The sequence below is a fragment of the Klebsiella sp. HN106 genome, from assembly GCF_051209435.1.
GTDB classification, from domain to species: domain Bacteria; phylum Pseudomonadota; class Gammaproteobacteria; order Enterobacterales; family Enterobacteriaceae; genus Klebsiella; species Klebsiella oxytoca.
In genome coordinates this window covers 470,144-495,404 of sequence record NZ_JBLURD010000001.1, presented here as the reverse complement: position 1 = coordinate 495,404, position 25,261 = coordinate 470,144, and the positions used below count along the sequence as shown (strand labels likewise).

Annotated in this window: 25 protein-coding genes; 17 read left to right on the top strand and 8 right to left on the bottom strand. The window is 55.9% G+C overall.

Annotation, left to right across the window (positions count from 1 at the left end; genetic code table 11):
* Positions 1–319 precede the first annotated feature (319 nt).
* Positions 320–760: a GNAT family N-acetyltransferase gene (locus tag ACSIPU_RS02280; RefSeq protein ID WP_004102305.1), complete on the top strand. Its 441-nt coding sequence runs from the start codon at positions 320–322 to the stop codon at positions 758–760.
* Positions 761–1,009: 249 nt separating this feature from the next.
* Here the strand turns inward: ACSIPU_RS02280 and tam are convergent, their stop codons facing one another.
* On the bottom strand, positions 1,010–1,762 hold the full coding sequence (tam, locus tag ACSIPU_RS02275) for a trans-aconitate 2-methyltransferase (RefSeq protein ID WP_004102301.1): 753 nt from the start codon (positions 1,760–1,762) through the stop codon (positions 1,010–1,012).
* Positions 1,763–1,945: 183 nt separating this feature from the next.
* Here tam and ACSIPU_RS02270 point away from each other — a divergent pair, with 183 nt between their 5' ends.
* The 6 genes from ACSIPU_RS02270 to ACSIPU_RS02245 all read left to right on the top strand — a co-directional run bounded on the left by ACSIPU_RS02270 (position 1,946) and on the right by ACSIPU_RS02245 (position 9,688).
* Entirely contained in the window at positions 1,946–2,752 is an 807-nt protein-coding gene (locus ACSIPU_RS02270) for an MBL fold metallo-hydrolase (RefSeq protein ID WP_016808762.1), read from the top strand.
* Positions 2,753–2,986: 234 nt separating this feature from the next.
* Positions 2,987–3,406, top strand: coding sequence for a hypothetical protein (locus ACSIPU_RS02265; protein ID WP_004102297.1), 420 nt, complete (start codon positions 2,987–2,989; stop codon positions 3,404–3,406).
* Between the two features lie 73 nt (positions 3,407–3,479).
* A complete protein-coding gene (locus ACSIPU_RS02260) occupies positions 3,480–3,848 on the top strand; it encodes a copper-binding protein (protein WP_023321019.1) in 369 nt (122 codons plus the stop codon).
* Between the two features lie 13 nt (positions 3,849–3,861).
* On the top strand, positions 3,862–5,109 hold the full coding sequence (locus ACSIPU_RS02255) for a TolC family protein (protein WP_004102293.1): 1,248 nt from the start codon (positions 3,862–3,864) through the stop codon (positions 5,107–5,109).
* Positions 5,109–6,578: an efflux RND transporter periplasmic adaptor subunit gene (locus ACSIPU_RS02250; protein ID WP_196557543.1), complete on the top strand. Its 1,470-nt coding sequence runs from the start codon at positions 5,109–5,111 to the stop codon at positions 6,576–6,578. Before ACSIPU_RS02255 ends, ACSIPU_RS02250 begins: the two co-directional genes overlap by 1 nt.
* On the top strand, positions 6,575–9,688 hold the full coding sequence (locus ACSIPU_RS02245) for an efflux RND transporter permease subunit (protein WP_196557545.1): 3,114 nt from the start codon (positions 6,575–6,577) through the stop codon (positions 9,686–9,688). Before ACSIPU_RS02250 ends, ACSIPU_RS02245 begins: the two co-directional genes overlap by 4 nt.
* A 35-nt stretch (positions 9,689–9,723) precedes the next feature.
* Here the strand turns inward: ACSIPU_RS02245 and ACSIPU_RS02240 are convergent, their stop codons facing one another.
* Positions 9,724–10,014, bottom strand: a complete 291-nt coding sequence (locus ACSIPU_RS02240; protein WP_026055937.1) for a hypothetical protein — start codon at positions 10,012–10,014, stop codon at positions 9,724–9,726.
* Between the two features lie 193 nt (positions 10,015–10,207).
* Positions 10,208–11,398 (bottom strand): MFS transporter, encoded by a 1,191-nt coding sequence (locus ACSIPU_RS02235; RefSeq protein ID WP_004102286.1) that lies wholly within the window; start codon positions 11,396–11,398, stop codon positions 10,208–10,210.
* A 195-nt stretch (positions 11,399–11,593) separates the two neighbouring features.
* On the opposite strand from ACSIPU_RS02235, the gene ACSIPU_RS02230 reads away from it, so the two are divergent.
* Entirely contained in the window at positions 11,594–12,040 is a 447-nt protein-coding gene (locus tag ACSIPU_RS02230) for a glyoxalase/bleomycin resistance/dioxygenase family protein (RefSeq protein ID WP_004102284.1), read from the top strand.
* Positions 12,041–12,097: 57 nt separating this feature from the next.
* Positions 12,098–12,316: a DUF7661 family protein gene (locus tag ACSIPU_RS02225; protein ID WP_049128603.1), complete on the top strand. Its 219-nt coding sequence runs from the start codon at positions 12,098–12,100 to the stop codon at positions 12,314–12,316.
* A 3-nt stretch (positions 12,317–12,319) separates the two neighbouring features.
* Here ACSIPU_RS02225 and ACSIPU_RS02220 read toward each other — a convergent pair whose 3' ends face one another.
* Positions 12,320–12,709 (bottom strand): VOC family protein, encoded by a 390-nt coding sequence (locus ACSIPU_RS02220; RefSeq protein ID WP_004102281.1) that lies wholly within the window; start codon positions 12,707–12,709, stop codon positions 12,320–12,322.
* A 714-nt stretch (positions 12,710–13,423) separates the two neighbouring features.
* On the opposite strand from ACSIPU_RS02220, the gene ACSIPU_RS02215 reads away from it, so the two are divergent.
* The 7 genes from ACSIPU_RS02215 (at position 13,424) to ACSIPU_RS02185 (ending at position 21,021) form a co-directional block, all read left to right on the top strand.
* A complete protein-coding gene (locus tag ACSIPU_RS02215; RefSeq protein ID WP_004102280.1) occupies positions 13,424–13,975 on the top strand; it encodes a fimbrial protein in 552 nt (183 codons plus the stop codon).
* A gap of 55 nt (positions 13,976–14,030) precedes the next feature.
* Positions 14,031–14,744 (top strand): fimbrial biogenesis chaperone, encoded by a 714-nt coding sequence (locus ACSIPU_RS02210; RefSeq protein WP_023321015.1) that lies wholly within the window; start codon positions 14,031–14,033, stop codon positions 14,742–14,744.
* Positions 14,745–14,779: 35 nt separating this feature from the next.
* Positions 14,780–17,272 carry a fimbria/pilus outer membrane usher protein gene (locus tag ACSIPU_RS02205; protein WP_023321014.1) on the top strand — a complete coding sequence of 831 codons (2,493 nt, stop codon included), beginning with the start codon at positions 14,780–14,782 and terminating at the stop codon, positions 17,270–17,272.
* Between the two features lie 20 nt (positions 17,273–17,292).
* Entirely contained in the window at positions 17,293–18,345 is a 1,053-nt protein-coding gene (locus ACSIPU_RS02200; RefSeq protein ID WP_023321013.1) for a fimbrial protein, read from the top strand.
* 22 nt (positions 18,346–18,367) lie between these two features.
* Complete coding sequence (locus ACSIPU_RS02195; RefSeq protein ID WP_004113233.1) at positions 18,368–18,889, top strand: hypothetical protein; 522 nt, start codon at positions 18,368–18,370, stop codon at positions 18,887–18,889.
* A gap of 115 nt (positions 18,890–19,004) precedes the next feature.
* Complete coding sequence (locus tag ACSIPU_RS02190) at positions 19,005–19,625, top strand: LysE family translocator (protein WP_004113232.1); 621 nt, start codon at positions 19,005–19,007, stop codon at positions 19,623–19,625.
* Between the two features lie 208 nt (positions 19,626–19,833).
* Positions 19,834–21,021 (top strand): YbfB/YjiJ family MFS transporter, encoded by a 1,188-nt coding sequence (locus ACSIPU_RS02185; RefSeq protein ID WP_023321012.1) that lies wholly within the window; start codon positions 19,834–19,836, stop codon positions 21,019–21,021.
* Here the strand turns inward: ACSIPU_RS02185 and ACSIPU_RS02180 are convergent.
* A complete protein-coding gene (locus ACSIPU_RS02180) occupies positions 21,004–21,840 on the bottom strand; it encodes a LysR family transcriptional regulator (RefSeq protein ID WP_023321011.1) in 837 nt (278 codons plus the stop codon). The two genes, ACSIPU_RS02185 and ACSIPU_RS02180, sit on opposite strands and share 18 nt — an antisense overlap.
* A gap of 91 nt (positions 21,841–21,931) precedes the next feature.
* Between ACSIPU_RS02180 and ACSIPU_RS02175 the strand changes: the two genes are divergently transcribed.
* Positions 21,932–22,978 carry an NAD(P)H-dependent flavin oxidoreductase gene (locus tag ACSIPU_RS02175; RefSeq protein ID WP_023321010.1) on the top strand — a complete coding sequence of 349 codons (1,047 nt, stop codon included), beginning with the start codon at positions 21,932–21,934 and terminating at the stop codon, positions 22,976–22,978.
* A 31-nt stretch (positions 22,979–23,009) separates the two neighbouring features.
* Here ACSIPU_RS02175 and ACSIPU_RS02170 read toward each other — a convergent pair whose 3' ends face one another.
* The 3 genes from ACSIPU_RS02170 to ACSIPU_RS02160 are packed head-to-tail and all read right to left on the bottom strand — an operon-like array spanning position 23,010 to position 25,260.
* Positions 23,010–23,669 (bottom strand): methionine ABC transporter permease, encoded by a 660-nt coding sequence (locus ACSIPU_RS02170; protein ID WP_163561152.1) that lies wholly within the window; start codon positions 23,667–23,669, stop codon positions 23,010–23,012.
* On the bottom strand, positions 23,666–24,457 hold the full coding sequence (locus tag ACSIPU_RS02165; protein ID WP_073971820.1) for a methionine ABC transporter ATP-binding protein: 792 nt from the start codon (positions 24,455–24,457) through the stop codon (positions 23,666–23,668). The genes ACSIPU_RS02170 and ACSIPU_RS02165 overlap by 4 nt, the downstream gene beginning before the upstream one ends.
* Positions 24,454–25,260 (bottom strand): MetQ/NlpA family ABC transporter substrate-binding protein, encoded by an 807-nt coding sequence (locus ACSIPU_RS02160; protein ID WP_004134110.1) that lies wholly within the window; start codon positions 25,258–25,260, stop codon positions 24,454–24,456. Before ACSIPU_RS02160 ends, ACSIPU_RS02165 begins: the two co-directional genes overlap by 4 nt.
* Position 25,261 lies beyond the last annotated feature (1 nt).

Genomic DNA, 25,261 nt, shown 5'->3' with positions numbered 1-25,261 from the left:
GCAGGGCGCCGCCCGACGAGCAGATAAGGACGGATTATCGGCCAGATAAGCTGCCAGCCGCCGTCCGCTCGTCATCCGGGCGCAACGCCTGAGCAGAATTAGCATTAATTTCAACCCGGCCACCGCCGGGTTATTTTTGAATCTTAATTAGTTACAACATACTTTTAGTTTTTTCTTTCACGCAGGTCTGGCAGATCGTGCAAAATGGGTCCGGCAACAAAGGTGGGGCAATTAAGAGAAAAAGATGAATTGTGTGCCGGGCGCTTGAACTAATTATTGCACCGGAAAATAATGCCTTATCAAAACGAGGAGTCGGCCCATGGTCATTGAGATTCGCGAACCCGATCGGCAGGATAAAGCACAGTGGTTATCGCTTTGGCAGGGTTATACCCGTTTCTACGGTAGCCCGCAGCCAACGGAGGTCACAGAATACACCTGGCAGCGGATGCTCGATGCCGCTTCGCCGATGCTGGGTCGTTTCGCGGTGGTGGATGGCAATGTGGTGGGCTTTGCGATTTGTATCCTCCACGAAGGAACATGGGTTAAGACGCCCATTTGCTATCTGGAAGATCTGTTTGTCGCCCCGCAGATGCGCGGGCAAGGCATCGCCAGAACCTTAATACAGGCGCTGCAAACGGAAGGAAAAGAGAAAGGGTGGTCGCGCCTGTACTGGCACACTCGCACCGACAATCCGGCACGGCGTCTGTATGATGAATTCACGCCAGCCGATGACTATGTTCGTTACCGCGTGACGCTCTGACAATCTGAGATTAAGAAGTTGTTAAGCTTTTCCCTGTAAAACAGGGGAAACGGCTCAGGAGAAACAAATATGGAAAAACGCATAGAAACGGTGGTGAATTTAATCATGTTTCTTTCGCTGTTGGCCACCGCGTGGGATCTCTCCCTGGTTCATCACCTTGCCTGGTAAATCAGACCCTACGGCGCCTGCTCCTGACGCCGTAGTATTCTCGTTCTGACTCCCTTTATTCCTTTACTTTCAGCCGCCGGGCTAACGGCGCGCGACGATAAACAGGCGCGGAAATAATAACAATACCTTTCCGTTACACTGTAACGGATAGTGCCGCTTCAACTCTTCCAGATAGCGCTTGAGAAACGCTTCGCGCTGTGGCTCATCAAGTGGCTGTAAAAATGGTCTCAGGCCCGTTGACTGCAGCCATTCGATAATGGCCTGATGCGATGCCAGCGGGTGATAGTAGGTGGTGCGCCAGATATCCACCTCGCAGCCGCAGGCAGTGAGCATATCATAATACTCCTGTACCTCTGGCAGCGGATGCCGTCCGCTGGCCGGGTGCCCAAGCTCTTCTGCAACCTGACGCATCAGGGTATGGGACGGCTCCTGCCAGTTAACGGGCATCTGCACCGCCAGTACGCCGTTTTCTGCAAGATTGCTCACCAGAAAAGGGAACAGCCGCTGATGATCCGGGAGCCATTGCAGCGAAGCATTGGCGTATATCAGATCCGCCGGACGCTCCGGGCGATAAGCGGCAATATCCGCATCAACGAACCCACAGTTCGGCAACCTTTGTGAGGCCTCTTCCAGCATTGCCGGGGAATTATCAATGCCGATAATCGTCGCGTCCGGCCAGGCATCTTGCAGCAGAGCGGTGCTGTTGCCTGGCCCGCAGCCTAAATCAACGGCCAGCGTCACGGGATGATGGGCAATGCGCGCAAGAAGCTCGGCGGCAGGCCGCGTTCGCTCAGCGCCAAATTGCAAATAGAGTGAGGGATTCCAGTCTGCCATAGTACGCTCCGGTTGCGAGAAACTCGTCCAACAGCATAGACGGCAATGTGCATCTGGCAAAGCAGCAAGTTCGGCTGAGTCATATTGTGACGTTGTCACTTCTACATGTGCCGGGCGGGTCACGGTACTCCTGTAGACAACAGGCTAGAGTATGCGCGCAATTCTCTGGTCAATGGGTATGAAATGGCTTTAATCATTAAGATGTTACTTGAGAACCGGCTTGGTAAGGACAAGGATAAACTGTTGCAGGTGAAACCTGGGCTAAGCCTTGTTGTTGAGGATGAAACCTGCCGGGTTCTGTTTGATACCGGCCCTGACGGCAGCTTTTTGCATAATGCGCAGCGCATGGGGGTTTCTTTATCTAACCTGACCGCCACGGTACTTTCTCACGGTCATTATGACCACTGCGGCGGCGTGCCGTGGCTGCCGGACAATAGCCGTATTATTTGCCATCCGCAGGTCGGGCAAACGCGCTATTCGGCGTTATCGATCGGCGGGCATCGCGTAAAGGTCAAAAAGCTGTCGCGAGAGATCGACTATTCCCGCCACCGCATGGAATACAGTCGCCAGCCGTTGGCTATCAGCGAGCGGCTGATGTGGTCAGGTGAGATCGCGGTTGCCAGGCCGCGAGCTTATGGCGTGCTGGCGGGGCTATCCCCAGCGGAGGATTATATTGCCGATGAGGGCGTACTGATTTACCGCTCGACGCGAGGCTTAATCATTATTTGCGGCTGCGGACATCGCGGCTTGATCAATACCCTTCGCCACTGTCAGAAGGTTACCGGCGTCCAGCAGATATACGCCATCATCGGCGGACTTCATCTGCGCCGCGCGCCGCCGTGGAGAATACGCCAGATAAAGCAATTTTTGCACCAGCAGAAGGTGGAGAAAGTGATGGCCTGCCATTGTACCGGTTCGTGGGGACGCTGGTGGTTATCGGCGGATAGTGCCCCGGCGACCGGCGATACGTTAGTACTGGATCAGGGATGACGTGTACGGCTGCTGATTACATATAAATAACACTTTGGCTATTTATTAAATACATCGACGCCGCGCTATACACCTTCCCCCTGGGGGAAGGTCAAACGTTAATTTTGCGATGACGTGTAAATATTTATCGAGAAACTTCATTCTATTTAACTCGCGGTTTTAATTATGTAATAGCGTTTAATTCTTTGGGCGGGTGTGCTTTAATTCAGCGGTCGTCCTATTGCGAATATTACTATGATTCAGTCACTACAGGCATTATTCAAACAAGCCACCCGACGCCGGCTTCGCATCCGCGCCGGGCTTGTTATTGCCTGTTGGTTGCTACTTAATCTACAGCTTGCCGTCGCGGCGCACCACGGCGGCCAGCAGCAGCCGGTCACGCCGCAGGTGCAAATTCATCACATCGTTGATGGCATGATGACCATGTCCGGCATGGATAACGTCGGGCAGAAAGTCATCTGTGAGAAACACTGCGACCCCGACACTGCGCAACCTAATACCTCCACCTCTCTACAGCTGAATGCATTGCCCGCCGAAACCACCCTGCTGGTGGTTTCGCCGCAGCAGGAGATTTGCGCTGAACGTATGGACTGGCACACGCCGCCCGTCACCGGTCCGCCGGCTGAAATACGTTTCTGCCGTTTCAGAGAATAACGCTCCGTTAAAAAACATCCATCAGAACTGCCCGTTCTGCGGGCGACTTTATGTTTTTTTCGGAGTATTAATTATGCGTTCGACCTCTATTTTTCTGCTTTTTACCAGCGTTCTGACCTTTTCTTTCACCGCATATTCCGCCAGCGCGGAAGATGGCGCGATGCATCAGCATAATATGTCCGCGATGGCGGAAATGCCGGGGATGAATAAGCCCGAGAATACCGCCGCGCTTTATTCGGCAAGCGGGGTGATTAAAGCCTGGCGCGACGATGCAGTGGTGATTGCCCATTCTCCGGTTCCCGGGCTGAACTGGCCGGCGATGACGATGAGCTTTGCGCTCGATGGACATCAAGATAAAAAGCTGCCGGTGGGACAGCAGGTCGATTTCACCTTCCGCCAGACCGACTCCGGCTACGCGCTCGTTTCGATTACCGCGCAATAATTCCGGAGTCATTATGCACATCTTAACTAAGGCGGCCTGCGGGCTGCCGCTCTTGCTGTCGCTGACGTCCACCAGCGGCTGGGCGACGACGCTCTCTGAGGCCCTGTCAGCGGCGGAAAGCTACTCTGCCGAGCTCTCCGCCAACGATCATCAGGTTAACGCTTTGAAGAATATGGCGGATTCCGCCATGGAGCTTCCCGATCCGAAGCTTAAGTTTGGTCTTGAAAACGTCCCGTTGGGGGGAAGTAACGCCAGCCGCCTGACCCGCGAGGGCATGACCATGCAGCGGATTGGCGTAATGCAGGACTACGTTAGCAGCACCAAGCGCGAGCGCAAAGCCGACTCGATAACCGCCGACGCGCGGCGAACCGCCGCCAATGCCGATGTTATCCGCGCCAGGCTACAGCGGGAAACCGCTCAGGCGTGGCTGGCGCTGGCGGTAGCGCAGAAGTCGCTGCGCTCGGTACAGGCGCTGATTAGCGAAACCTCCCGGCAAATTGGCGTCCATAAGGCGGCCGTCAGCAGCGCCAGCGCTACCCCCGGCAGCGTGCTCGACGTCGAACTGGCGCTCAATGCTATGAAAAATGAGCAAGATAACGCCCGGCGCGATGTGCAGATCGCTCAGGCGCGTCTGATGCAGCTAACCGGTAAGGATATCCGCGTTATTTCCGGCCCGCTGCCGCGCATTGAGCGCCTGCCTGCCGATGAAGCGACCTTAATTGAGGGGATAAAACTTCATCCAGAAGTGATTCAGGCCGCGCGTGAGGCTGACCTGGCTAAAGCAAAATCCGGGCAGTCAGAAGTGGCGGCGATCCCCGACGTGGGCGTTGAGGTCTATTACGCCAGACGCGGAGATGACTATGACGACATGGTCGGCGTTATGTTTACCGTCGATTTGCCGGTTTTTCAGGGTAAACGTCAGGATAAAGACCACGCTGCGGATGTCTCCCGAACCTATGAAGCCAACGATCGGTTGACCTTATTGATGCGCGAGCATCAGGCGCAGCAGTATCAGCTGATCGCGCAGTATAACGCCGCGAAAGCCATTTACGATCGCCAGCAAAGCGAGGTCCTGCCGCTGCTGCGCAAGAAGGTGAGTCTCGTCAATGCCCAGTATCGGGGCGGCAGCTCCGCGCTGCCTGAACTGCTCGCCGCCCGTCGCGACCTGCTGAACGGGGAAATCGCCAGCAACAACGCCGAGAAAGCGCTCGCTGACGCGTGGGCCGCCGTTCGCTACCTTATTCCACAGGATGTTAAATAATGAAGCTGAAAACTGCTATTACCCTTGTGGCGCTGGCCGTCGCTCTTGCCGCCGCGGGCGGATACTGGCTGGGATCGCGGAACGCCTCGACTGTCACTCCGGGCGGAACCGAAACGGCTGCGGGACGCAAAGTGCTCTACTGGTACGACCCGATGACCCCCGGTACCCGTTTTGATAAACCGGGCAAATCGCCGTTTATGGATATGGACCTGGTTCCGCGTTATGCCGATGAAGAGGCTGACGATGATGCGGGAGGGGTGAAGATTAGCACCCGCCAGCAGCAAAATCTTGGCGTACGCACGGCGAGCGTTTCCCGTCAGCCACTGGCGCCGGAGCTTAACGCTTTTGCTACCGTCGCCGTGGACGAACGCGGCGTCGAGACGGTGCCGGCGCTGGCCAACGGCTTGATTGAGAAACTCTACGTTAACGCCTCTCAGCAGTTTGTGAAAAAGAACGAGGCGCTGGCCGAACTGTGGATCCCGCAGTGGGCGGCGGCGCAGCAGGAGTATCTGGCGGTGAGGCGGCTGGGCGACAGCGGGCTGACCGCCGCCGCTCGCGATCGTCTGCAGCTGCAGTTTATGCCGGAAGCGATTATCCGCAGCGTTGAGCGCAGCGGGAAACCGCAAACCCGGATGACGGTACGCGCGCCGCACGATGGTTATGTCAGCAAGCTGGATGTGCGCACCGGCGCGCAGGTCACCCCAGCCCAGCCGCTGTTCGAGCTGGCCCGTCTCGACCCGGTATGGGTCGTGATTGATTATCCGCAAAGCCAGGCCAGCCTGCTGCGCGTGGGTAGCCGGGTGACGGCGACCACCGGCAGTTGGCCCGGGAGCGTTTTTCAGGGCTCCGTGCGCGAGCTACTTCCCGATCTGGAAGCGACCACCCGCACGTTAAAGGCCCGGGTAGTTTTGAACAATCCGCAGCATCAGCTCAAACCCGGTATGTACCTGAACGTTCAGCTGGCCGAGGCGCATCAGGCGCGCGCCGTTCTGACCATCCCTGAAGAGGCATTGATTGCCACGGGTAGCAGCAATCGGGTGTTAATTGCCGATGGCGAGGGGCATTTCCGTCCGGTCGAAGCGATCGTCGGGCGCACGCAAAATGGTCTGGTCGAGATAAAATCCGGCCTCAAAGAGGGCCAGAAGGTGGTCACCTCCGGACAGTTCCTGATTGACTCCGAAGCGAGCCTGCGCAGCGCGCTGCCGCAAATGGCCGGGGAGGATCCGCAGGAAAAAAGCTATACCACGCAGGGGGTCATCAAAGCTGTAACCGATGGGGCGGTGACCATCGCTCACCAGCCGGTGCCGGCGCTGAAGTGGCCGGGGATGATCATGGATTTTGCCATTACGCCGCAGCAGCAGGGACAGATGCGCCCCGGCGAGTCGGTTATGTTTAGCTTCGTCCTGACCGACGATGGAGCGCGAGTCACCTCGATGATGCCGATGAACGGCGCTAAGGAGCAGCCATGATTGCCGCCGTTATCCGCTGGTCGTTACGCAACCGTCTGCTGGTACTGCTGGCGTCGCTGATTATGGCCGCCTGGGGCGTCTGGTCGATACAGCAGGCGCCGCTGGATGCGCTACCGGATCTCTCCGATACCCAGGTGATTATTCGCGTAAGCTATCCGGGAAAAGCGCCGCAAATTGTCGAAGATCAGGTGACCTATTCGCTGACCACCACCATGCTGTCGGTGCCGGGGGCGAAAACCGTGCGCGGTTTTTCCATGTTCGGCGATGCTTACGTTTACGTACTGTTTGATGATGGCACCGATCCGTACTGGGCGCGCTCCCGCGTGCTGGAGTACCTGAGCCAGATCCAGAGCAGCCTGCCGCCGGAAGCGAAAGCTTCGCTGGGGCCGGATGCTACCGGCGTTGGCTGGGTGTTTGAATATGTGCTTACCGATAAAAGCGGTCAGCATAGCCTCGGGGATTTGCGAGCGATTCAGGACTGGATCCTGAAATATGAACTGAAAACCGTGCCGGACGTATCGGAGGTCGCCAGCGTCGGCGGAATGGTCAAAGAGTATCAGGTGATCCTTAATCCTGACCGCCTGCGGGCCCTGAACGTTACCCACGAACAGGTTATCAGCGCGATTCAGAGCGCCAACCAGGAGGGCGGCGGCTCGGTACTGGAACTGGGTGAAGCTGAATATATGGTGCGCACCACCGGCTATCTGAAGTCCATCGACGACTTTAAGCAGGTCGTTATCGCTGCGCGTGACGGTGTGCCGGTGCTGCTGTCCGACGTTGCCAGCGTGCGCCGGGGGCCGGCGATCCGGCGCGGCGTCGCCGAGCTCAACGGTGAAGGCGAAGTGGCCGGGGGAATCATCATTATGCGTTCGGGCAAAAATGCCCTGACCACCATTAATGCGGTGAAGGCGAAACTGGCTGAGGTGCAAAAAAGCCTGCCCGCAGGGGTAGAAATAGTGCCGGTTTATGACCGTTCGCAGCTGATTAAAAATTCAGTCGAAACCCTGACCCACAAGCTTATCGAAGAGTTTATCGTTGTGGCGGTGGTCTGCTCGCTGTTTCTGTTCCATTTCCGCAGCGCGCTGGTGGCGATGATCACGCTGCCGCTGGGGATCCTCGGCGCATTTATCGTGATGCACTATCAGGGCGTCAGCGCCAATATGATGTCGCTTGGCGGAATTGCGATCGCCATCGGAGCCATGGTCGATGCGGCAATCGTAATGATTGAAAATATGCATAAGGTGCTGGAGCAGTGGCGGTATGAGCATCCTGAGCGCCAGCCGTCTTCCGCCGACTACTGGCAAATTGCCCTACATGCGGCATCGGAGGTGGGGCCCGCGCTGTTTTGCAGCCTGCTGATCATTACCCTGTCGTTTATTCCGGTATTCACCCTCGAGGCGCAGGAGGGCAAGATGTTCTCGCCGTTGGCTTTCACCAAAACCTGGTCGATGGCGGTGGCCGCCGGGCTTGGGATCACCCTGGTTCCGGTGCTGATGGGCTACTTTATTCGCGGCAAAATCCCTGATGAGGCCGCTAATCCGCTCAACCGCTGGCTGATACGCGCCTATGAGCCGCTGCTGGATAAGGTCTTGCAGTGGCCGAAGGCAACGCTGGCGGCGGCGGGCCTGCTGCTGGTCGCCACGCTATGGCCGCTGGCGCAGCTCGGCAGCGAATTCCTGCCGCAAATCGACGAGGGCGACCTGCTGTATATGCCATCCACGCTGCCGGGGATCTCCAGCCGCGAAGCCGCCCGCCTGCTGCAGCAGACCGACCGTCTGATCAAGACGATTCCTGAAGTACAAAGCGTGTTCGGCAAGGCCGGTCGGGCGGAGAGCGCCACCGATCCGGCGCCGCTGACCATGCTGGAAACCACCATTCAGTTCAAGCCGAAAAGCGAATGGCGGCCCGGTATGACCATGGATAAGCTGATCGGCGAACTGGACAGTGCGGTAAAAGTGCCGGGCATCGCCAACGTCTGGGTACCGCCGATTCGCAATCGCCTGGATATGCTGGCGACCGGCATTAAAAGCCCGGTCGGCATCAAAGTGAACGGCAACAATCTGGCGGAGATCGAAAAAAGCGCTGAGGAGATTGAGCGCATCGTGCGTCATGTCCAGGGTGTGACCTCGGCGCTGGCGGAGCGCCTTGACGGCGGTCGCTATATCGATATCGCTATCGATCGTCTGAAAGCCGCCCGCTACGGCGTGTCGGTGAAGGAGCTGCAATCGGTCGTCGCCAGCGTGGTGGGCGGCGATAACATTGGCGAGACTATCGAGGGGCGTGAACGCTATCCGATAAACGTGCGCTATCCGCGCGAAATGCGCGACTCGCTGCAGAAGCTGCGCGATCTGCCGGTGGTAACCAGCAGCGGGGCGCAGGTGACGCTCGCCGAGCTGGCGGATATTGCTATCACCGATGGCCCGCCGATGCTAAAAAGCGAAAACGCCCGTCTGTCGGACTGGATCTACGTCGATATTCGCGGGCGCGATCTGAAATCCGCGGTTGATGAAATGCAGCGCGAGGTCAGCAAACAGGTCAGGCTGCCGGATGGCATCTCGCTGACGTGGTCCGGGCAGTACGAGTATCTGGAACGCGCTACCGCGAAGCTCAAAATCGTGCTGCCGTTTACTCTGATGATTATCTTTATCCTGCTTTACGTCACCTTCGGTCGCGTTAAAGATGCGCTGTTGATTATGGGCACGTTGCCGTTTTCGCTGATCGGCGGCGTCTGGTTGCTCTGGCTGCTGGGCTATAACCTGTCGGTGGCCGCCGCCGTTGGCTTTATTGCGCTTGCCGGCGTGGCCGCGGAGTTCGGGGTAATTATGGTGCTCTATTTAAACCAGGCGCTCGCGAAGCGGCGCGGTGAGCTTAATGACCGGACGCTCAACGAAGCGATACATGAAGGAGCCGTGCTGCGCGTGCGCCCGAAAGTAATGACCGTCGCGACGATTATGGCCGGGCTGCTGCCGATTATGTGGGGTGGCGGTACAGGTTCAGAAGTGATGCAGCGTATTGCCGCGCCGATGATCGGCGGGATGATCACCGCGCCGCTGCTGTCGATGCTGGTGATCCCGGCGGTCTATCTTCTGACGCACCACAACAAACCCTGAAGTGCAACGCCCGGGCCAGGCGGCTCGGGCGTGAATCAGTCGGCGTTTTTGAGATCGGACGCGCGTTTGGCGGTGGCGTAGACAAAGTCCAGCATCGGCTCGAGGTCGGTATCGTAGCCGGCCTGAATGATTTTGCCCCGCAGCCATTCGATCTCACTGGTAATATCCGGGTGGAAGATATTGTTGTCCTGCGCTTTGCGTAGCCACTTGAGCAGGAAATTATTTTTCCCGCGGATACCGCCCGATTTCTTCGATTTTGCGTGTATTTTCAGCGCCACCAGAATGCAGTAATAGAAATGAACGCGCTGATTAAAACTTTGGTGCATGTCTTTTATTCCCGCCAGAATCAGGTTGCGGCCGGGCATGGACCTTAAACATGCGGTCTCTGATATTCACCCGTGCCACCATCGCGCCGCTTGCCGGGCGCCGGGGCGATGGTGGCACGGAAGCCGAATTGCAGTCAAATATTGATTATTTTTTTACCCATATTTGCGTCAGGGGTCGCGCGAAGAGTATTCCTCAGGTTCGCGGCAGAGCAGCGCGTTGTTGCAGGTAAATGCGCAAAACCAGGATAAATGCCAGCGCGACCACCGCTGCGGCCAACAAATAAATAGTCTCCAGCTCGTAGTAGCCTGCCACCCAGCCGGCTAGCGGCCCGGTTAATCCTAGCGCCAGATCGAGAAAAGCCGAATAGGTGCCCAGCGCGGTGCCCTGATTCTGCTCTTCAACCTGTTTTACCGCTTCCACGCCAAGCGCCGGGAAGATCAGCGAAAAGCCCGAGCCGGTGAGAAAGGCGCCAATACCCGCTATCCATGCCGAGGAGGCATACCAGATGATCAGCAGGCCGAGACATTCGATCGCAAAACAGATTAACGATACCGGCACGCCGCCGTAGCGGGTAATGGTGTTACCTAAAATCAGGCGAATGCAGATAAAACCGATGCTGAATAGCGACAGGGTAAACGCCGCGCCTTGCCAGCCATGAGCCGAAAAGTAGAGGGTAATAAAGGTCGCGATAACCCCAAAACCGACGGTACCCAGCGCCAGCCCCATCCCATAGGGCCAGATTTTGCGTACCACCACGTGAAACGGCGCCCGGATTCCCGCCGACACGCTGACGTCCTGGCGCGTACGGGCATAGAGCAGGCCAACCGCCGCAGCCAGCACCACAACGGCGGCAAATCCGCTGATGCCAAAATAGCCGTTGAGCATGACGCCCAGCGGGGCGCCAACCGCCATCGCCACGTAGGTTGCCACGCCGTTCCAGGAGATCACGCGCGACGTGTGGATCGCGCCCACGGTTTTGATCCCCCACAGGGTCGCGCCGGTGGCAGTGAAGCTTTCCCCGACGCCGAGGAAAATTCGCCCCACCAACAGCGCGGCAACCGCCAGCGGCGGCGCAGATTGCAGCAAGACCGCGAGCAGGGTGAAGAGCCCGCTGAGCAGACAGCAAATAATCCCCAGGCTGACGACTTTTTTCGGCCCCCAGATATCGGTATAGCGGCCCGCATGCGGGCGGCTGAGCAAGGTTGAAATGTACTGGAGGCTGATAACCACGCCGGCGATAAAGGTGCTATAGCCAAGCTGATAATGGATATAGCCGGGCAGCACGGCGAGCGGCAAACCGATGGAGAGATAGCAGATACAGGTAAAGACAACGATAGAAATAATACGCAGATTAAGCTGGGTGGTGCTGACGGATGTGGCCATAACGCTAAGTACTGGAAACCAAAGGGAGACTAAGCATAGCGCAGCGTCGTCGGGCGCGACGAGCAGACCATGCGCTTTTTCAATGATTCAGGCAAACTCACTAAAAATAGTAATGAGAGAAGAGCAATCTGGGCAAGTCGTGCGCAGCAGAGTATAAAATTTGTTAACGCATCATGGATATTGACAGGAGAGGGTATGGAATACGATTTAGACGGTATGGATGTTCTTTTTGTCGCGGGCTTTGGACCGATCACCCAATCAACGCCAGCCAGCAGGGAATTTTATGTGGCGGCGCTGGGCCTGCCGCTCAAACCGATGCCCGGCAATGAAGAGTATTTGCTGACCGAACAGCATGCCCTCGATGGGGTAAAACATTTTGCGCTGTGGCCGCTGGCTCAGGCGGCGCGCTCCTGTTTTGACTCGGATCTCTGGCCGGACTATCTGCCGGTGCCGCAGGCGTGGGTGGAGTTTGAAGTGCGCGATATCGATACCGCCACCGACGCGCTGAAGGCCAGAGGCTATCGTCTGCTGGTGGATAATCGCGTGGAGCCCTGGGGACAGACCGTCACGCGGTTGCTGAGCCCGGAAGGGCTGCTGGCAGGGATTACCGTAACCCCGTGGCTGCGCGAGGGCAAAGCATGAAAGCCAAATGGAATGTATTAGCCGCCCATCAACTTCGGCGACCAGCAGGGTGATGGAATGTTGATTTATGACGTATTCGGACGCCACATTGGCGTCCAGCGTCGGGACGGGCGATGGTTGCTCTTCCAAGTCGATCTCAACGAACGGAAATATTCGCCGCTGCATGGGGTCATCATCCCGGATAACCTCACGGAAGCGGAAATTCCCGGCTGGCTGGGCGATATTTTTCATGAAGCCGCAAGCCCGCGCCATCCTGACGTCCGGCTGATGGAGTAGCGGCTACCGCCAGCTTCTGTTTTGCAGCACCACCCGGTAACCGTCGCGGTCGACAAAGGTTTTGCCGTGCACATTCCAGTACGGATTAAACGCGCTGACCGGTGTAAAGCCGGCGGTCAGCATTCTCTCGCACCGTTCCTGCCATTCGGCGGTGTGTGGATAATAGAGCACCAGCAAATCTTCCTCGCTCGGGGAGGGCTTCACCGGGTGATGGTGGCAGAGGGTGAACTCAAGATGCCAGCCGAGATCGCCGCGTCCGATCATGACACCGCTGAAGCCAGCGTGATCGGCAAACTGCGCGATCTGCTCCAGCCCAAGGCCCGTGCAGTACATGCTGCTGCTCAAAGAAAGGTCGGTGACCGGCCGGGCGATGCGCATAGCGTTAAAAGTCATAAGAACCTGTATTAATAAAAGGTGGTCGGGTGACTGTATCCGTTTTTACGCCGATCGTTTGTCGTGGAGAGCTTTCTTTTGCATAAACGTCATCCCTCAGACGGCCAGCCATTTGATGGCTCTTATGGTGCCAATTAGGATAGCCAATATAAAAAGTGTGCTAATTATTATTGTGGCTAATTAAATAATTGCGGCATTTTTTGTCCTTAACTTAAACACATCTTAAACGAGGGTCTGGCGTTTTCTAGGATTTTTCTCATGCGACGCGATATTTCGAAAGATAAGCAAGGGCGCTTTTGAAAAAAATAAAAAAAGCATATCCATGTAAATCATATGGATATATCGCTGCTGTTGCTGAATGGATCGGTTTCAGCGATCGATTTAATATTTATTGATAAGCGATAGCAATTAAATATTTTGTATTGATCGTTGGTTTCGATGTAGGTATCGTTTTGCACGTATTTCACCGGCAGTACAAATAATTAGTTAATCTCATTTGCGCTAAAAAAATTATTTACCGCGATATTTCATTAGAAGATGAAATTAAACTTTTTTTGAAATTTGTATGGCGTGTAAGTTAACACCGTACATTTACCCCGTCGGTCATGGTGAGATATATAAATATTTTATATTTCCTCGGGAGATGTCCTGAAAGTGTTGTGTGGGCTTGCTGCCCTATTAATACCCCACATTATTAATAAATGGAGTTTATTTATGAACATTAAACGCGTAATTCTTTCCGCTGCAATTTCTTCTGCATTAATGTCTGGCAGCGTTATGGCGGCTGAGACCGGTACCGTGAGTTTCAGCGGCCTGATTACCGGTGCCACCTGTGATGTCAACATCGGTGGTGCAGGCGCAAACGCGGCCGTAGTGCTGCCAACCGTCAGCGCGAATACACTTGATGGCGCGACTAAAACAAATGGTAAAACTCGTTTCAGTCTTGAATTGAGCGGTTGTACCGGTGCATTAACTCAGGCGAAAGCCTTCTTTGAAGGTGGTAATACAGTAAATAACGCGACCGGACGTCTGATAAATACAGAGACGTCCGGTGCAGAGAATGTTTCTCTACAATTACGCGATGGTCAGAACAATAGCGTTATTAATGTTGGCGATGCTGCACAATTTGATTCCGCAGCTATTGGTTATGTTGATATATCTTCCGGTACTGCTTCACTTCCGTACTATGTTGAGTATTACGCTGAAGGCGCCGTCGTAGCCGGTACTGTCGCTTCCCAGGTGACCTATAGCCTCATCTATAAGTAATGCTTCTGCGGGGAGAGAACACTTTCTCTTCCCAATTAATTTCTGGAGACATCACATGGATGTAAGGAAAACTATTTTCTTGCCTGCTGCGCTGAGTTGTCTGATGAGTGCGCTGTGTACTTTTCCGGTTCAGGCTGGCGTGGTAATTAATGGTACACGGGTTATCTATCCCGGCGATGAAAAAGAAATTACCGTTCAGGTTAGTAATAATGGGCAGCGTCCGGTATTGGTGCAAAGCTGGCTGGATACCGGCGATAGTGAGGCTACACCTGATACTATCACCACCCCCTTTATTCTGACGCCGCCGATCAATCGTCTTGACTCTGGCAAGGCCCAGGCCTTGCGCATTAGCAGCCTGACAACCTCAGCGCTGCCGCAGGATCGTGAATCCCTGTACTGGCTCAACGTGCTGGAAATCCCCGGGCGCCCCGGTAGCGAGATCAAAAATGAAAACTATCTGCAGCTGGCGGTGCGTTCACGAATTAAATTCTTCTGGCGTCCCGCTTCGCTGAAAGAGGGCGCAGCGAGAGCGCCTCAGGCGCTGAGCTGGGCCGCCACGGAACAGGGGCTGAAAGCCATCAATCCAACGCCCTATTTTATTTCCCTCACCACCCTCACCGTGGCAGGAAAAACTGCGGATGTGGATATGGTGGACCCGTTCAGCGATCGTGTTTTTCCCCACGTGAAGGCCTCACGAGGAAGCCAGGTACAGGCTGAATGGATTGATGATTACGGCGCCATTCGTTCGCAGAATTTTACCGTTAAGTAGTCCACTCGCTATCTGTCTGTCCTGGAGAAGTCATCATGCAGGGAATCGCACTCCCCGGTAAAGCGGCGCTGCTGTCCGTTTCCGTATTATCTGCCCTTGCGCTAAACGTCAGGGCTAAAGAAAACGCTGAGATTCATTTTGATCCTTCATTCCTGAGACTGGGCACCGGTCCAGCACCGGATTTATCGCGTTTTAGCCATGGCGCGAGCCTGTCTGAGGGAACGCATCGGCTGCGGATATGGTTTAACGAAAAGCCGATAGTGAATCAGGATGTCCGTTACGTCGCAGAAGGACATGGTACCACGCCCTGCCTGACGCCTGAGCTGATTACGCAGCTTCCGCTTCGCCACGAGATGCTGCCCGATAGCGCCTGGGCCAGCGCTGCTGATGTCTGTACAGACCTGACGGCGCTGATTCCTGGGGCGACGGTAATGACTGACAGTAATGCGCAAACGCTCAATATTCAGGTGCCGCAGGTCTGGGAACAGCGCAGCGCGCGCGACGCGGTACCGCCCGCATTGTGGGATAGCGGTATTCCCGCCGCGCTATTGGGCTACAACCTTAGCGCATATAGCAGTGAGAACAACGGCTATAACCATGACAGCCTTTATGCCAGTCTCAACGGCGGCATCAACATTGGTAGCTGGTACCTGCGCCATAACGGCAACTGGAGCCGGGATAATCACGCTGGCGGCCATTATCAAACACAGAATACCTATATTCAGCGGGATCTCCCTGCTTTAAAGGGCCGGATTTCTGTCGGCCAGATCAACACCTCGGGGCAGCTTTTTGACACGCTGCCTCTAAGCGGACTAAAGCTGGAGAGCGATGAGCGCATGGAGCCGCTCTCCCGTCGCGGCTACGCGCCGGAAATTCGCGGCATTGCCCGTACGAGCGCTCGGATTGCTGTCCGCCAAAGCGGTAACCTGATTTATGAAACAACCGTCAGTCCGGGGGCGTTTGTCATTGATGATCTTTATCCTACCGGCTATGGCGGGGATCTTGACGTCACCGTTTACGAAGCTGACGGCAGCAAACAGCATTTTCAGGTGCCATTCGCTTCCGTTACGCAGCTATTACGTCCGGGCCAGTCCCGTTATGAACTCTCAATAGGTGAACTGAACTATCGTTCGTTGCCCGCCGACCCTTCACTCTGGCAGATGACCTGGCAGCAGGGCGTGACCAACTGGCTAACGGTTTACGGCGGAATGCAGGCCAGCGAGCGTTACCGGGCGGGTCAGGGCGGTATCGGCATTGCGACCCCCATAGGTGCAGTGAGCGCAGATGCCACCCTCGCTCGTACGGAATTGGGTAAGCGGGGCCAGGATGACGAAATACGCAGTGGCGAGAGCTACCGGCTCAGCTATAGCAAAAATATCACCGAAACGGCCAGTCATTTTTCCCTGGCCGCCTACCGGTTTTCGACCAGCGGATATATGGACTATTTGACCGCCATGCAGACGCGTGAAGCGATTACCCTGGGGAACCATGCCGATAGTATACGGCGTAATAAAAGCCGCTATACGCTTACGGCAAGCCAGGGATTGCCGGGTGGGTGGGGGCAGTTTTACCTGAGTTCATCGGTGCAGAACTACTGGAACGCCAAAGGTGTAGACAAGCAGTATCAGTTTGGCTACAGCAACAATTATGGCCGATTCAGCTACGGGGTTAACGCCGGACGCAGCTGGAGCGCCTACGGACGTTCCCAGGACACGCTTTCCGTGAATCTCAGTTTCACGCCAGGCAGTAGCCGACAGGCCGTAACGGGGCGCCTTAGCTATGACCATACTCGTCACGGTGAGCAGAGTCTGCGAACCGGTATAAATGGCTCTTTTGGCGAAGATAGCCGCTTCAGCTACGGCCTGTCTGGCACGACGAGCAGTCAGGGTAACGGCAGCAGCGCGGCGGCGAGCGCGCAGTACCTGGCGAATTTCGCTTCGCTGAATGCGGCGTTCGGCAGCGGTCGACACTACCGCAGCGTTTCGGGCGGCGTAAGCGGGACCGTGATAGGCCACAGCGGCGGTCTGACGCTGAGCCCCTTTCAGGGAGACACTTTCGCACTGGTAGAGGCTAAAGGCGCTGAGGGCGCTGGCGTCAATGGCTATAGCGGTATCCAGGTTGACAAATGGGGCTATGCAGCGGTGCCGTATCTCAGTCCGTATCAGCTGAACGATATCCATCTTGACCCGAAAGGAACAACTCGGGGCGTAGAGCTGGATAACACATCGCAAAGAGTTGCCCCGCGTGATGGCGCGGTAGTGAAGATCAGCTATCAGGCCCGTCAGGGATATCCGCTATTAATTACCGTGACAGGTGCCGCCCATCCACTGCCTTTCGGAACGGAAGTTCATGACGCTTCGGGACGTACGGTGGGTTATGTAGGCCAGGGCGGGCAAATCTACGCGCGGGTCGAGCAGGTCCGCGGGGTGTTAACGGTTCGTGCTGGCGAACAATCTTGCCGCCTGGCTTATGTTCTGAGCAACGGACAAGCGGAGACACTGGAACAGCTCTCTCTACGTTGTGAATAGCCTAAAGGGAATAAGTGATTATGTGCAAAATTATCAAAAAAAATAGCCTCCCGGCTGGGGTGTTCTCGGGGCTGGTCGTCTTATTTTTTGTCACCCCCAATGCTCAAGCGGCCTGCACTATAACCAGTACGCCAGCACCTGCTGCGCTGCAAACGTATTCGTTGCCAATTAATCGGATCTCTCCTAATGTACATAACAATAATGTTTTATTGAGTGTGCGGAAATATTTTGATGCCGCAGCGGTACGTTGCGCTACGGGCACGATTTACTGGGTCCATAAAATAGAAAATACCTCCGGTACTACCGGCGTATTTGTTAATGGTTCGCCGGTGTATAAAACTAATATTAACGGCCTGGGGGTATATTATACTCGTAGTAATTCAAGCGGCATGGAGGTAGGCTCAACTGGCGCAGATATTGTCCTGGTGCCTGAAGTTAACATGAACCTAATTAAGTTAAATAACTCTACGATTAGCGGCGTCTTAGATGCCTCGACGCTGCCGGTGGTGAGTTTCTACGCAACAGAATCCAGCAGCGGTGTATTCAACAGCAGCGCGGTGCAAATTACTAAAATGGCTTTCAGAGGCACTATAAGTTATGTTGTACCCAGCTGTAGTGCTCAGGATAAAGATATCTGGTTGGGAGAATATACCACCGGCGATTTCACCGGTAACTCAACGACGCCGTGGGTGGATGCCAGTATTGTACTGACCTGTGATGCGACTTTTCGCAATGCTTACAACAATGTTGCGGATTCTTATATAACGGGCAATATCACTACGACCACCAGACCTGATAATTATTATTCCGTATCTCTGGAGTCCGTTAATGGTTTTGTTGACAGCTCGCGAGGCATCATGGCGCTGGACAGCGGTGGCGCCACCGGTCTTGGCGTACAGATATCCCGTACCCGGTCGGAACAGGCATGGTCCTCTCTGGCATGGACTGGGGAAAATAAAGCCGGAGCCAATACGATTAACATTCCGCTCTATGCTCGTTATATCCAGACTGATAGCAATGTTAGTGCCGGGCAGGCGAACAGTAAACTTCTGTATACCGTTCAGTATAAATAAAAGCATTTTTCAGGAAAGTATTATGCAGCAAGAAAGGGAAGTGAGTCCGCTGGCGCTGAACGGCCTTAAAGCTTTGGAACGAGAACTTGATAAATATTATCGCGGTAGATCTTTTATCTATCTGCCAGCGATGCATTTGCAGTCAGAATGCTATTGCCATTTAACCCGCAAATATATCGTTGTAGGCGTCTCGCCTCCGGCGGAAAATATGTTTCTCAAACGCCATATTAGCCTTAAGGATTCTCTGGCAACTATCATTAAGAAACTTAATTTATATCGAGAGTATCGCTCTCAAGACAGGTGTGAATTTTGCTACTTTCTTAATAATTTAAAAGAAGATGAGCGAAGAATTTTCAGTATGTTATGTAAAACAAGCAATTATCGAATGGCTGCAAATGAACTTAACATTAATGAAAAGAATCTGCGGCGAAAAGTTTATACTTTTACGCAAAAGATGAGTATTCCAAATCGGCGTTGGTTTCTCTGGTGGATTACCTATATGAGCAGGCGCCGACCCCATTTTTTTAACGTAAGCGCGGATTAGCAAAAATTAATCTATGACTACCGTCATGGTTGAAAAACTGCACGTCAGGATTGGGGATTCTTCGCTTGCCACTGGAATATGTTTTATCTAGAATCTTCGCTTTCGGAGAGAGAAAATGTCCGTTGCAGATTCCCTGTTTGCTTACTCTTTTGCTGCCCTGCTGCTCACCCTTACCCCAGGCCTGGATACCGCGCTAATTTTACGAACCGCGACCGTTGAAGGCGGAAAAAAAGCCTTTCAGGCGGCGTTGGGTATTGATACGGGATGTTTTATCTGGGGAGCTGCGGTCGCCTTCGGTCTTGGGGCGCTGCTGGCTGCATCAGAACTGGCGTATGACCTGCTCAAATGGTGCGGGGCCGTCTATTTATGCTGGCTGGGCATTCAGTTAATTCTCAAGCCGCGTCGTCATTTGGTTCATCAGGACAGGGCGGCGGCCCCGGCAAGTAACTGGTTTGTAAAAGGGATGATGGGGAATGTGCTCAATCCGAAAATGGGGATCTTTTACGTCTCTTTCCTGCCGCAGTTTATTCCGGCAGGGCACTCGCCCATCGCCTGGACGTTCCTGCTGGTCGCCATTCATGTGGCGATCGGCACAATCTGGTCATTAACGCTGATTGTGACCAGCCGCTCTGCCGCTCGGCTATTAAAAACGCCGCTGTTCATTCGGTGGATGGATCGCGCGACCGGCGGCCTCTTTGTGCTGTTTGCTGCCAGGCTGGCTTTTAGCCACCGCTAAATCTTGCCGGGCAGGGATGCCCAGCTTCTCGCACCCACATTTCGTTGCTCACCGAAGCATCCACCGACCTTTGCCGTAAATTTCTTCTCCTGGAGGCCGCGCGCTGTCGCGTGGCGTTGCTTGCGCGTCGGGTTAACCGCAATCATAATGAAAAGAGAATAATATTAAAATTTATTCTTTTTTTGAGAATAATAATGGAGGGGAGTGGGTGAACGTTTTTCAACTCAGGCCGGAGTGGAAGGCCTTTCTGCTGGCGCTGGCCGGATCGGTGGTACTGATCGTCGGTATGGGCTATGGCCGGTTTGCCTATACCGGGATCCTGCCGCTGATGCTTAATGAACAGGTACTGACGCTACGCGAAGGTAATCTCGCCGCTTCGGCAAACTATGCCGGTTATCTGGCGGGGGCGCTGCTGCTGGCGAAAGCCAGACCCACGGACGCCAGATGGCTGAGCCTGCTTTCCGCGCTATTGACGCTACTGTGCCTGGCTTTACTGGCGGTTTTAGTTTCTCCGCTGGCGATTATCGCGGTTCGCGGTATTGCCGGATTATTAAGCGCGGTGACGCTGATTGCCGCCTCACTCTGGCTGCTCCAGCATATGAAGCACCCAAACGGTGCGCCGGTGCTTTTTTCGGGCGTCGGAATGGGCATATTTTTGTCGGCGGAATTTATCTCCCTGGGGAAGGCGCTGGCGCTCTCCAGCCAGCAGATCTGGCTGATGTGCGCGCTAAGCGCCGGCGTGCTTTTTATCCTCGCGCTGCGTCTATTGCTGAGCCCCGCAGACTACCTTATCGCTTATCAACCCGCAGCAACCGCACAGCATGAGCAGGCCGAGGGGCCGGTGCGCGAGGCATGGAAACTGCTGCTGATTTATGGCCTGGCCGGCTTCGGCTACATTATTACCGCCACCTATCTCCCGCTGTTTCTCAGCGGTTCGCTGAACGCTATCGATCCGGTGCAGATCTGGGCCATCTTCGGTCTTGCCGCCGTCCCCTCCTGTTTTCTCTGGCATCGGCTGGTCCTCAGGCTCGGCTACCGCCGCGCGTTTACCCTTAATTTGCTGATACAGGCCGTTGGCGTGATCCTTCCGGCGTGGAGCCATACGTTGCCGTTTTGCATATTGAGCGCGCTGCTGGTGGGGTGCACCTTTTTGGGCACCGTGACCATCGCGCTGTCCCAGGGGCGGCGGCTGAATCATCTGGTTTCGTTCAATATGATTGCCGCTATGACCGCAACCTACGGCATCGGGCAAATTGTCGGCCCGCTGGTTGCTGGGGCGCTGTATGACCGCAGCGGGTCGTTTAATCCTTCGCTCAGCGCGGCGGCTATAGCGCTGCTGGCTGCCGCTGCGCTGGTGGCAGCGGGGGCGCGGCGAGCCTCAAAGGTCGGAGGCTGATTCAAGGAGTTGGCGTATCTTCTCAAGGGCCGGGGAGGCGTAGCCTTTGCGCCAGATAAGCTGGGTGATCGCCTGGCCAACCGGTTGCAGCTGGCTGGCTTCGGGCAGCGTCAGAGTCTCAAGCACGCTCTGCGGCACGATGCCGGCATAGCCGCCGGAGGCAACGCAGGCGAGCATCGCGTGGTAGGAGCCGACATCCTGGATCTCGATCTCCGCCTCCTCTGATTGCGCCAGAAACGCTTCCCCCATCGCCCGGTAGGTACAACCCTCCGCAAAGGCGGCAAAACGAAAAGGTTGCGAGTGAGCCTGAAGCACCAGCACCAGCTGTTCTTGAAAGATCGGGACAAATTCCAGATCGTCAGGCGGAGGCGCTCCCTGCGGCAGACTCACCAGCGCGCAATCGAGCTCGGCGTCCAGGACTTGTTGAGCAAGTTGCCGGGTTGGCTGGGTCTTAAGGGTCAGTTTGACCTCCGGGCACTGAGCATGAAAGCGGGGAAGCAGCTGCGGCAGGCGGCTTGCGGCGGTGGCGTCCATCGCCCCCATGCGCAGATTACCGCCCGGCGTCGCCGGGTGCAGCGCCTGTCTGGCCTCCTCGGCCAGGCTGAGGATTCTCAGCGCGTAGCCCAAAAAATGCTCGCCGGCGGGGGACAGAAGCATCCTTTTATTGCCGCGAGCAAACAGCTCAACGCCCAGCTCCTCTTCCAGCTGGTGAATGCGGGTGGTGATATTGGACTGCGCTCGTCCCAACAGTTTTGCCGCGCGAGTCACGCTGCGCTCTTCCGCCACCGTTTTAAAAATCTCTAATGTGGTGTGGTTCATATTTTTATTCTTAAATTGAAAATAATGTTGATCTTATCATCTCTAAACGAGATTTTAATGGCCCGAATGCACAAATTTAACAGGGCAAACCATGAAAAACCGGCTGACGCAGCAGCTTGCTATTGATTATCCCATTATTCAGGCGCCGATGGCTGGCGTGTCGACGCCGGAACTGGTGGCAGCGGTCAGCGGCGCCGGCGCGCTCGGCTCGCTGGGGCTGGGGTCGTCAACCATAGAGCAGGCTGAGGCGCTGATTAACCAGACCCGTCGCTTAACCAGCCGTCCGTTTAACGTCAACCTGTTTTGCCACGCACCAGCGGTAAGGGATCGGCAGCGTGAAGCCGGGTGGCTGGCTCGGCTGCGCCCGGAATTTGCCCGCTTCGCCAGCCATCCGCCGGAGACGCTGGCGGAAATCTACCTCAGTTTTAATCAGCAGCCGCGAATGGCCGAGCTGCTGCTCGATCTTGCCCCGGCGGCGGTGAGCTTCCATTTTGGCGTGCCGGATCGTGAAACGCTTCGCCGACTGCGGGATAAGGGTATCGTTACCCTGGCGAGTGCGACCAGCGTGGCAGAGGCGCTGCTGGCCGAGGCGCAGGGAGTCGATATAGTGGTTGCCCAGGGCTACGAGGCTGGCGGCCATCGCGGCATCTTTGACCCCCTGGGGCCAGACGGACAGATGAGCACCTTTACCCTGATTCAGGCGATGAGACGGCATACTGATCTACCGATTATTGCGGCAGGCGGCATCATGGACGGCGCAGGAATCAACTGCGTAATGAACCTGGGCGCAGACGGCGCGCAGCTGGGAACGGCGTTTCTGCTCTGCCCGGAATCGTCCACGGATGCCGGCTATCGTGAGGCCATCAAAGGCGCGCCTGACGGGCTGACGGTTTTAACCTCGGCGATCTCCGGACGTCCGGCAAGATGTCTGGTTAACGGCTGGCGTGAAATAAACGATCCGCATCTCGTTCCGGCTTATCCCGTAGCTTATGATGCCGGTAAAGCGCTGGCATCGGCGGCAAAAGCGCAGGGAAATCGTCAATTCGGCGCCCACTGGGCCGGACAGGGCGTTAGCCTGATTCGCGAGCTGCCGGCAGCGGAGCTGATACGAAAGCTGGTGAGCGAAAGCGGGTTTTAATCGCGGATGGCGCGCGGCCATCCGCTCATCGTTAACGGCGGTGGGCGAGGCCGCGAACCAGACGGTCGCCGGCCATCTGCACCCCCTGTACCAGCGCGACCAGAATGAGCACCGTGCCGACCATCACCTCGTTATTAAAGCGCTGATAGCCGTAACGGATAGCCAGATCGCCCAGTCCGCCGCCGCCAATCACGCCCGCCATCGAAGAGAAGCCGATCAGCATGACGATGGTCAGCGTGATGCCTGCCAGCAGGGTCGGCAGCGCTTCCGGCAGCAGCGATTTAAAGATGACGTGCCAGATATTGCCGCCCATCGATAAAATCGCCTCGATACGCCCGTAGTCCACTTCATCCAGCGCATTTTCAGTCAGCCGCGCAAAGAACGGAAAGGCGCCAATGGTGACCGGAACCACCGCGGCGGTACTGCCGAGGGTGGTGCCGATAATCAACCGGGTGAACGGAATCAGCGCGATCAGCAGCACGATAAACGGCAGCGAACGACCAAAGTTGATGATTGCGCCGAGGATGGCGTTGAGCTTCGGCATTGGCGCCAGACCCTGACGCCGTGAAATAAACAGCAGCACGCCGGTTGGCAGCCCGAGCAGCACGGTAAACAGCGCTGCCAGGCTAACCATATAAACGGTATCCAGCGTGCCCTGAAACAACAGCGGCCAGAGATCTTCCCAACTCATGCTACTCCGCATAAGGGCCTCCCGTGTAAACCGTGGCGAGCGAGGAAGTCCCGCTCCGCCTGCGGGTCGTGCAGCAGCGACTGCCTTAGCCGCGACCATGGCGCCACCAGCAAATCGGCAATTCTGCCGCTTTCAATAATCTCACCGTGCTCCAGCAGCGCCGCGTGGTCGCAGAGGGTTTTCACCACTTCCAGCTCGTGGGTGATCAGCACGATGGTGAGGTTCAGCTTCTGATTGATGTCCGCCAGCAGGTTGAGCACCGAGGCCGTGGTCTCGGGGTCAAGGGCGCTGGTGGCCTCATCGCACAGCAGCACATCCGGCCGTGCGGCCAGCGCGCGGGCGATCCCCACGCGCTGCTTTTGCCCGCCGGAAAGCTGAGACGGGAAGGCGGCGGCTTTATCCGACAGCCCGACCAGCTCCAGCAGTTCCGCCACGCGAGCCTGGCGGGCCGCTTTCGGCACTTTGGCTATCTCCAGCGGCACCGCGACGTTATCAGCGACGCTGCGGGCGTGAAGTAAATTAAAGTGCTGGAAGATCATGCCGGTGCGCAGCCGGTATTCGCGCAGCGCGCTTTTATCCATCCGGGTAATATCATTCCCGTTCACAATAATGCGGCCCGCCGTGGGCCGCTCCAGCAAATTCAGGCAGCGTATCAGCGTACTTTTGCCCGCACCGCTGCGGCCAAGGATGCCGTAAACGGCACCGCCCGGCACATGCAGAGAGACATCGTTTAGCGCCGGTCGGCCTGTTCCGGCATAGGTTTTACTCAGCCCGACAATCTCAATCATGACTGAGGGGCAACCGGGATCACCGAGCCGTTATACTGCTTACGAATAAATTCAGCGACCTGCGGCGAGGTGAGGTCTTTGGCCAGCGCCTTGATGCGCGGATCGTTCGCCAGCGCCGGCGTTGTCACCAGAATATTAGCGTACGGGTTGTTGGTGGCGCTCTCCAGACCCAGCGCGTCTTTCGCCGGCACCAGCCCGGCTTCCAGCGCGTAGTTGCCGTTTATCACCGCCAGATCAACATCATCCAGCGACCGCGGGATCTGCGGGGATTCAATCTCAAGGATTTTCAGGTGCTTCGGGTTTTCCACGATATCTTTCGGCGTTGCCAGGGTGGTCGCCGGGTCGGTGAATTTTGCCGCCAGCTTAATCAAACCCTGATTTTGCAGCAGGAATAGCGCGCGGCTCAGGTTAGTGGTGTTATTCGGTACCGCCACGGTGGCGTTCTCGGGCAGCGATTTAAAATCTTTATGCTTGCGCGAATAGATCCCCAGCGGCTCAATATGGACGGTCGCCGCGACGGCGAAGGTTTTGCCCAGCGCTTTTTCCTGATCTTTCAGATAGGGGACGTGCTGGAAGTAGTTGGCGTCGACGTCGCCGTTAGCCAACAGCTCGTTGGCGTTTACGCCGCTGGTGAGTTCGACGATTTTCAGGTCGAGGCTGGGATCGATTTTTTTAATATAATTAAGAATTTCGGCGTGCGGCACCGGGTCGGCGGCGACGCGCAGCGCGGCGGCCTGAGCGGAAGTCCAGGCCAGAGAGAGAGACAGTGCAACCCCTGCCAGTTTAAATGCGGCATATTTCATC

What these genes read in the sequence shown, in the direction of transcription:
- ACSIPU_RS02205 (WP_023321014.1), top strand. Translation starts at nt 14,780, where the DNA reads ATGCAGGGAATCGCACTCCCCGGTAAAGCGGCGCTGCTGTCCGTTTCC.
- ACSIPU_RS02195 (WP_004113233.1), top strand. Translation starts at nt 18,368, where the DNA reads ATGCAGCAAGAAAGGGAAGTGAGTCCGCTGGCGCTGAACGGCCTTAAA.
- ACSIPU_RS02175 (WP_023321010.1), top strand. Translation starts at nt 21,932, where the DNA reads ATGAAAAACCGGCTGACGCAGCAGCTTGCTATTGATTATCCCATTATT.
- ACSIPU_RS02200 (WP_023321013.1), top strand. Translation starts at nt 17,293, where the DNA reads ATGTGCAAAATTATCAAAAAAAATAGCCTCCCGGCTGGGGTGTTCTCG.
- ACSIPU_RS02230 (WP_004102284.1), top strand. Translation starts at nt 11,594, where the DNA reads ATGGAATACGATTTAGACGGTATGGATGTTCTTTTTGTCGCGGGCTTT.
- ACSIPU_RS02180 (WP_023321011.1), bottom strand. Translation starts at nt 21,840, where the DNA reads ATGAACCACACCACATTAGAGATTTTTAAAACGGTGGCGGAAGAGCGC.
- ACSIPU_RS02170 (WP_163561152.1), bottom strand. Translation starts at nt 23,669, where the DNA reads ATGAGTTGGGAAGATCTCTGGCCGCTGTTGTTTCAGGGCACGCTGGAT.
- ACSIPU_RS02265 (WP_004102297.1), top strand. Translation starts at nt 2,987, where the DNA reads ATGATTCAGTCACTACAGGCATTATTCAAACAAGCCACCCGACGCCGG.
- ACSIPU_RS02245 (WP_196557545.1), top strand. Translation starts at nt 6,575, where the DNA reads ATGATTGCCGCCGTTATCCGCTGGTCGTTACGCAACCGTCTGCTGGTA.
- tam (WP_004102301.1), bottom strand. Translation starts at nt 1,762, where the DNA reads ATGGCAGACTGGAATCCCTCACTCTATTTGCAATTTGGCGCTGAGCGA.
- ACSIPU_RS02235 (WP_004102286.1), bottom strand. Translation starts at nt 11,398, where the DNA reads ATGGCCACATCCGTCAGCACCACCCAGCTTAATCTGCGTATTATTTCT.
- ACSIPU_RS02220 (WP_004102281.1), bottom strand. Translation starts at nt 12,709, where the DNA reads ATGACTTTTAACGCTATGCGCATCGCCCGGCCGGTCACCGACCTTTCT.
- ACSIPU_RS02225 (WP_049128603.1), top strand. Translation starts at nt 12,098, where the DNA reads ATGTTGATTTATGACGTATTCGGACGCCACATTGGCGTCCAGCGTCGG.
- ACSIPU_RS02190 (WP_004113232.1), top strand. Translation starts at nt 19,005, where the DNA reads ATGTCCGTTGCAGATTCCCTGTTTGCTTACTCTTTTGCTGCCCTGCTG.
- ACSIPU_RS02250 (WP_196557543.1), top strand. Translation starts at nt 5,109, where the DNA reads ATGAAGCTGAAAACTGCTATTACCCTTGTGGCGCTGGCCGTCGCTCTT.
- ACSIPU_RS02165 (WP_073971820.1), bottom strand. Translation starts at nt 24,457, where the DNA reads ATGATTGAGATTGTCGGGCTGAGTAAAACCTATGCCGGAACAGGCCGA.
- ACSIPU_RS02255 (WP_004102293.1), top strand. Translation starts at nt 3,862, where the DNA reads ATGCACATCTTAACTAAGGCGGCCTGCGGGCTGCCGCTCTTGCTGTCG.
- ACSIPU_RS02210 (WP_023321015.1), top strand. Translation starts at nt 14,031, where the DNA reads ATGGATGTAAGGAAAACTATTTTCTTGCCTGCTGCGCTGAGTTGTCTG.
- ACSIPU_RS02270 (WP_016808762.1), top strand. Translation starts at nt 1,946, where the DNA reads ATGGCTTTAATCATTAAGATGTTACTTGAGAACCGGCTTGGTAAGGAC.
- ACSIPU_RS02160 (WP_004134110.1), bottom strand. Translation starts at nt 25,260, where the DNA reads ATGAAATATGCCGCATTTAAACTGGCAGGGGTTGCACTGTCTCTCTCT.
- ACSIPU_RS02215 (WP_004102280.1), top strand. Translation starts at nt 13,424, where the DNA reads ATGAACATTAAACGCGTAATTCTTTCCGCTGCAATTTCTTCTGCATTA.
- ACSIPU_RS02260 (WP_023321019.1), top strand. Translation starts at nt 3,480, where the DNA reads ATGCGTTCGACCTCTATTTTTCTGCTTTTTACCAGCGTTCTGACCTTT.
- ACSIPU_RS02240 (WP_026055937.1), bottom strand. Translation starts at nt 10,014, where the DNA reads ATGCACCAAAGTTTTAATCAGCGCGTTCATTTCTATTACTGCATTCTG.
- ACSIPU_RS02280 (WP_004102305.1), top strand. Translation starts at nt 320, where the DNA reads ATGGTCATTGAGATTCGCGAACCCGATCGGCAGGATAAAGCACAGTGG.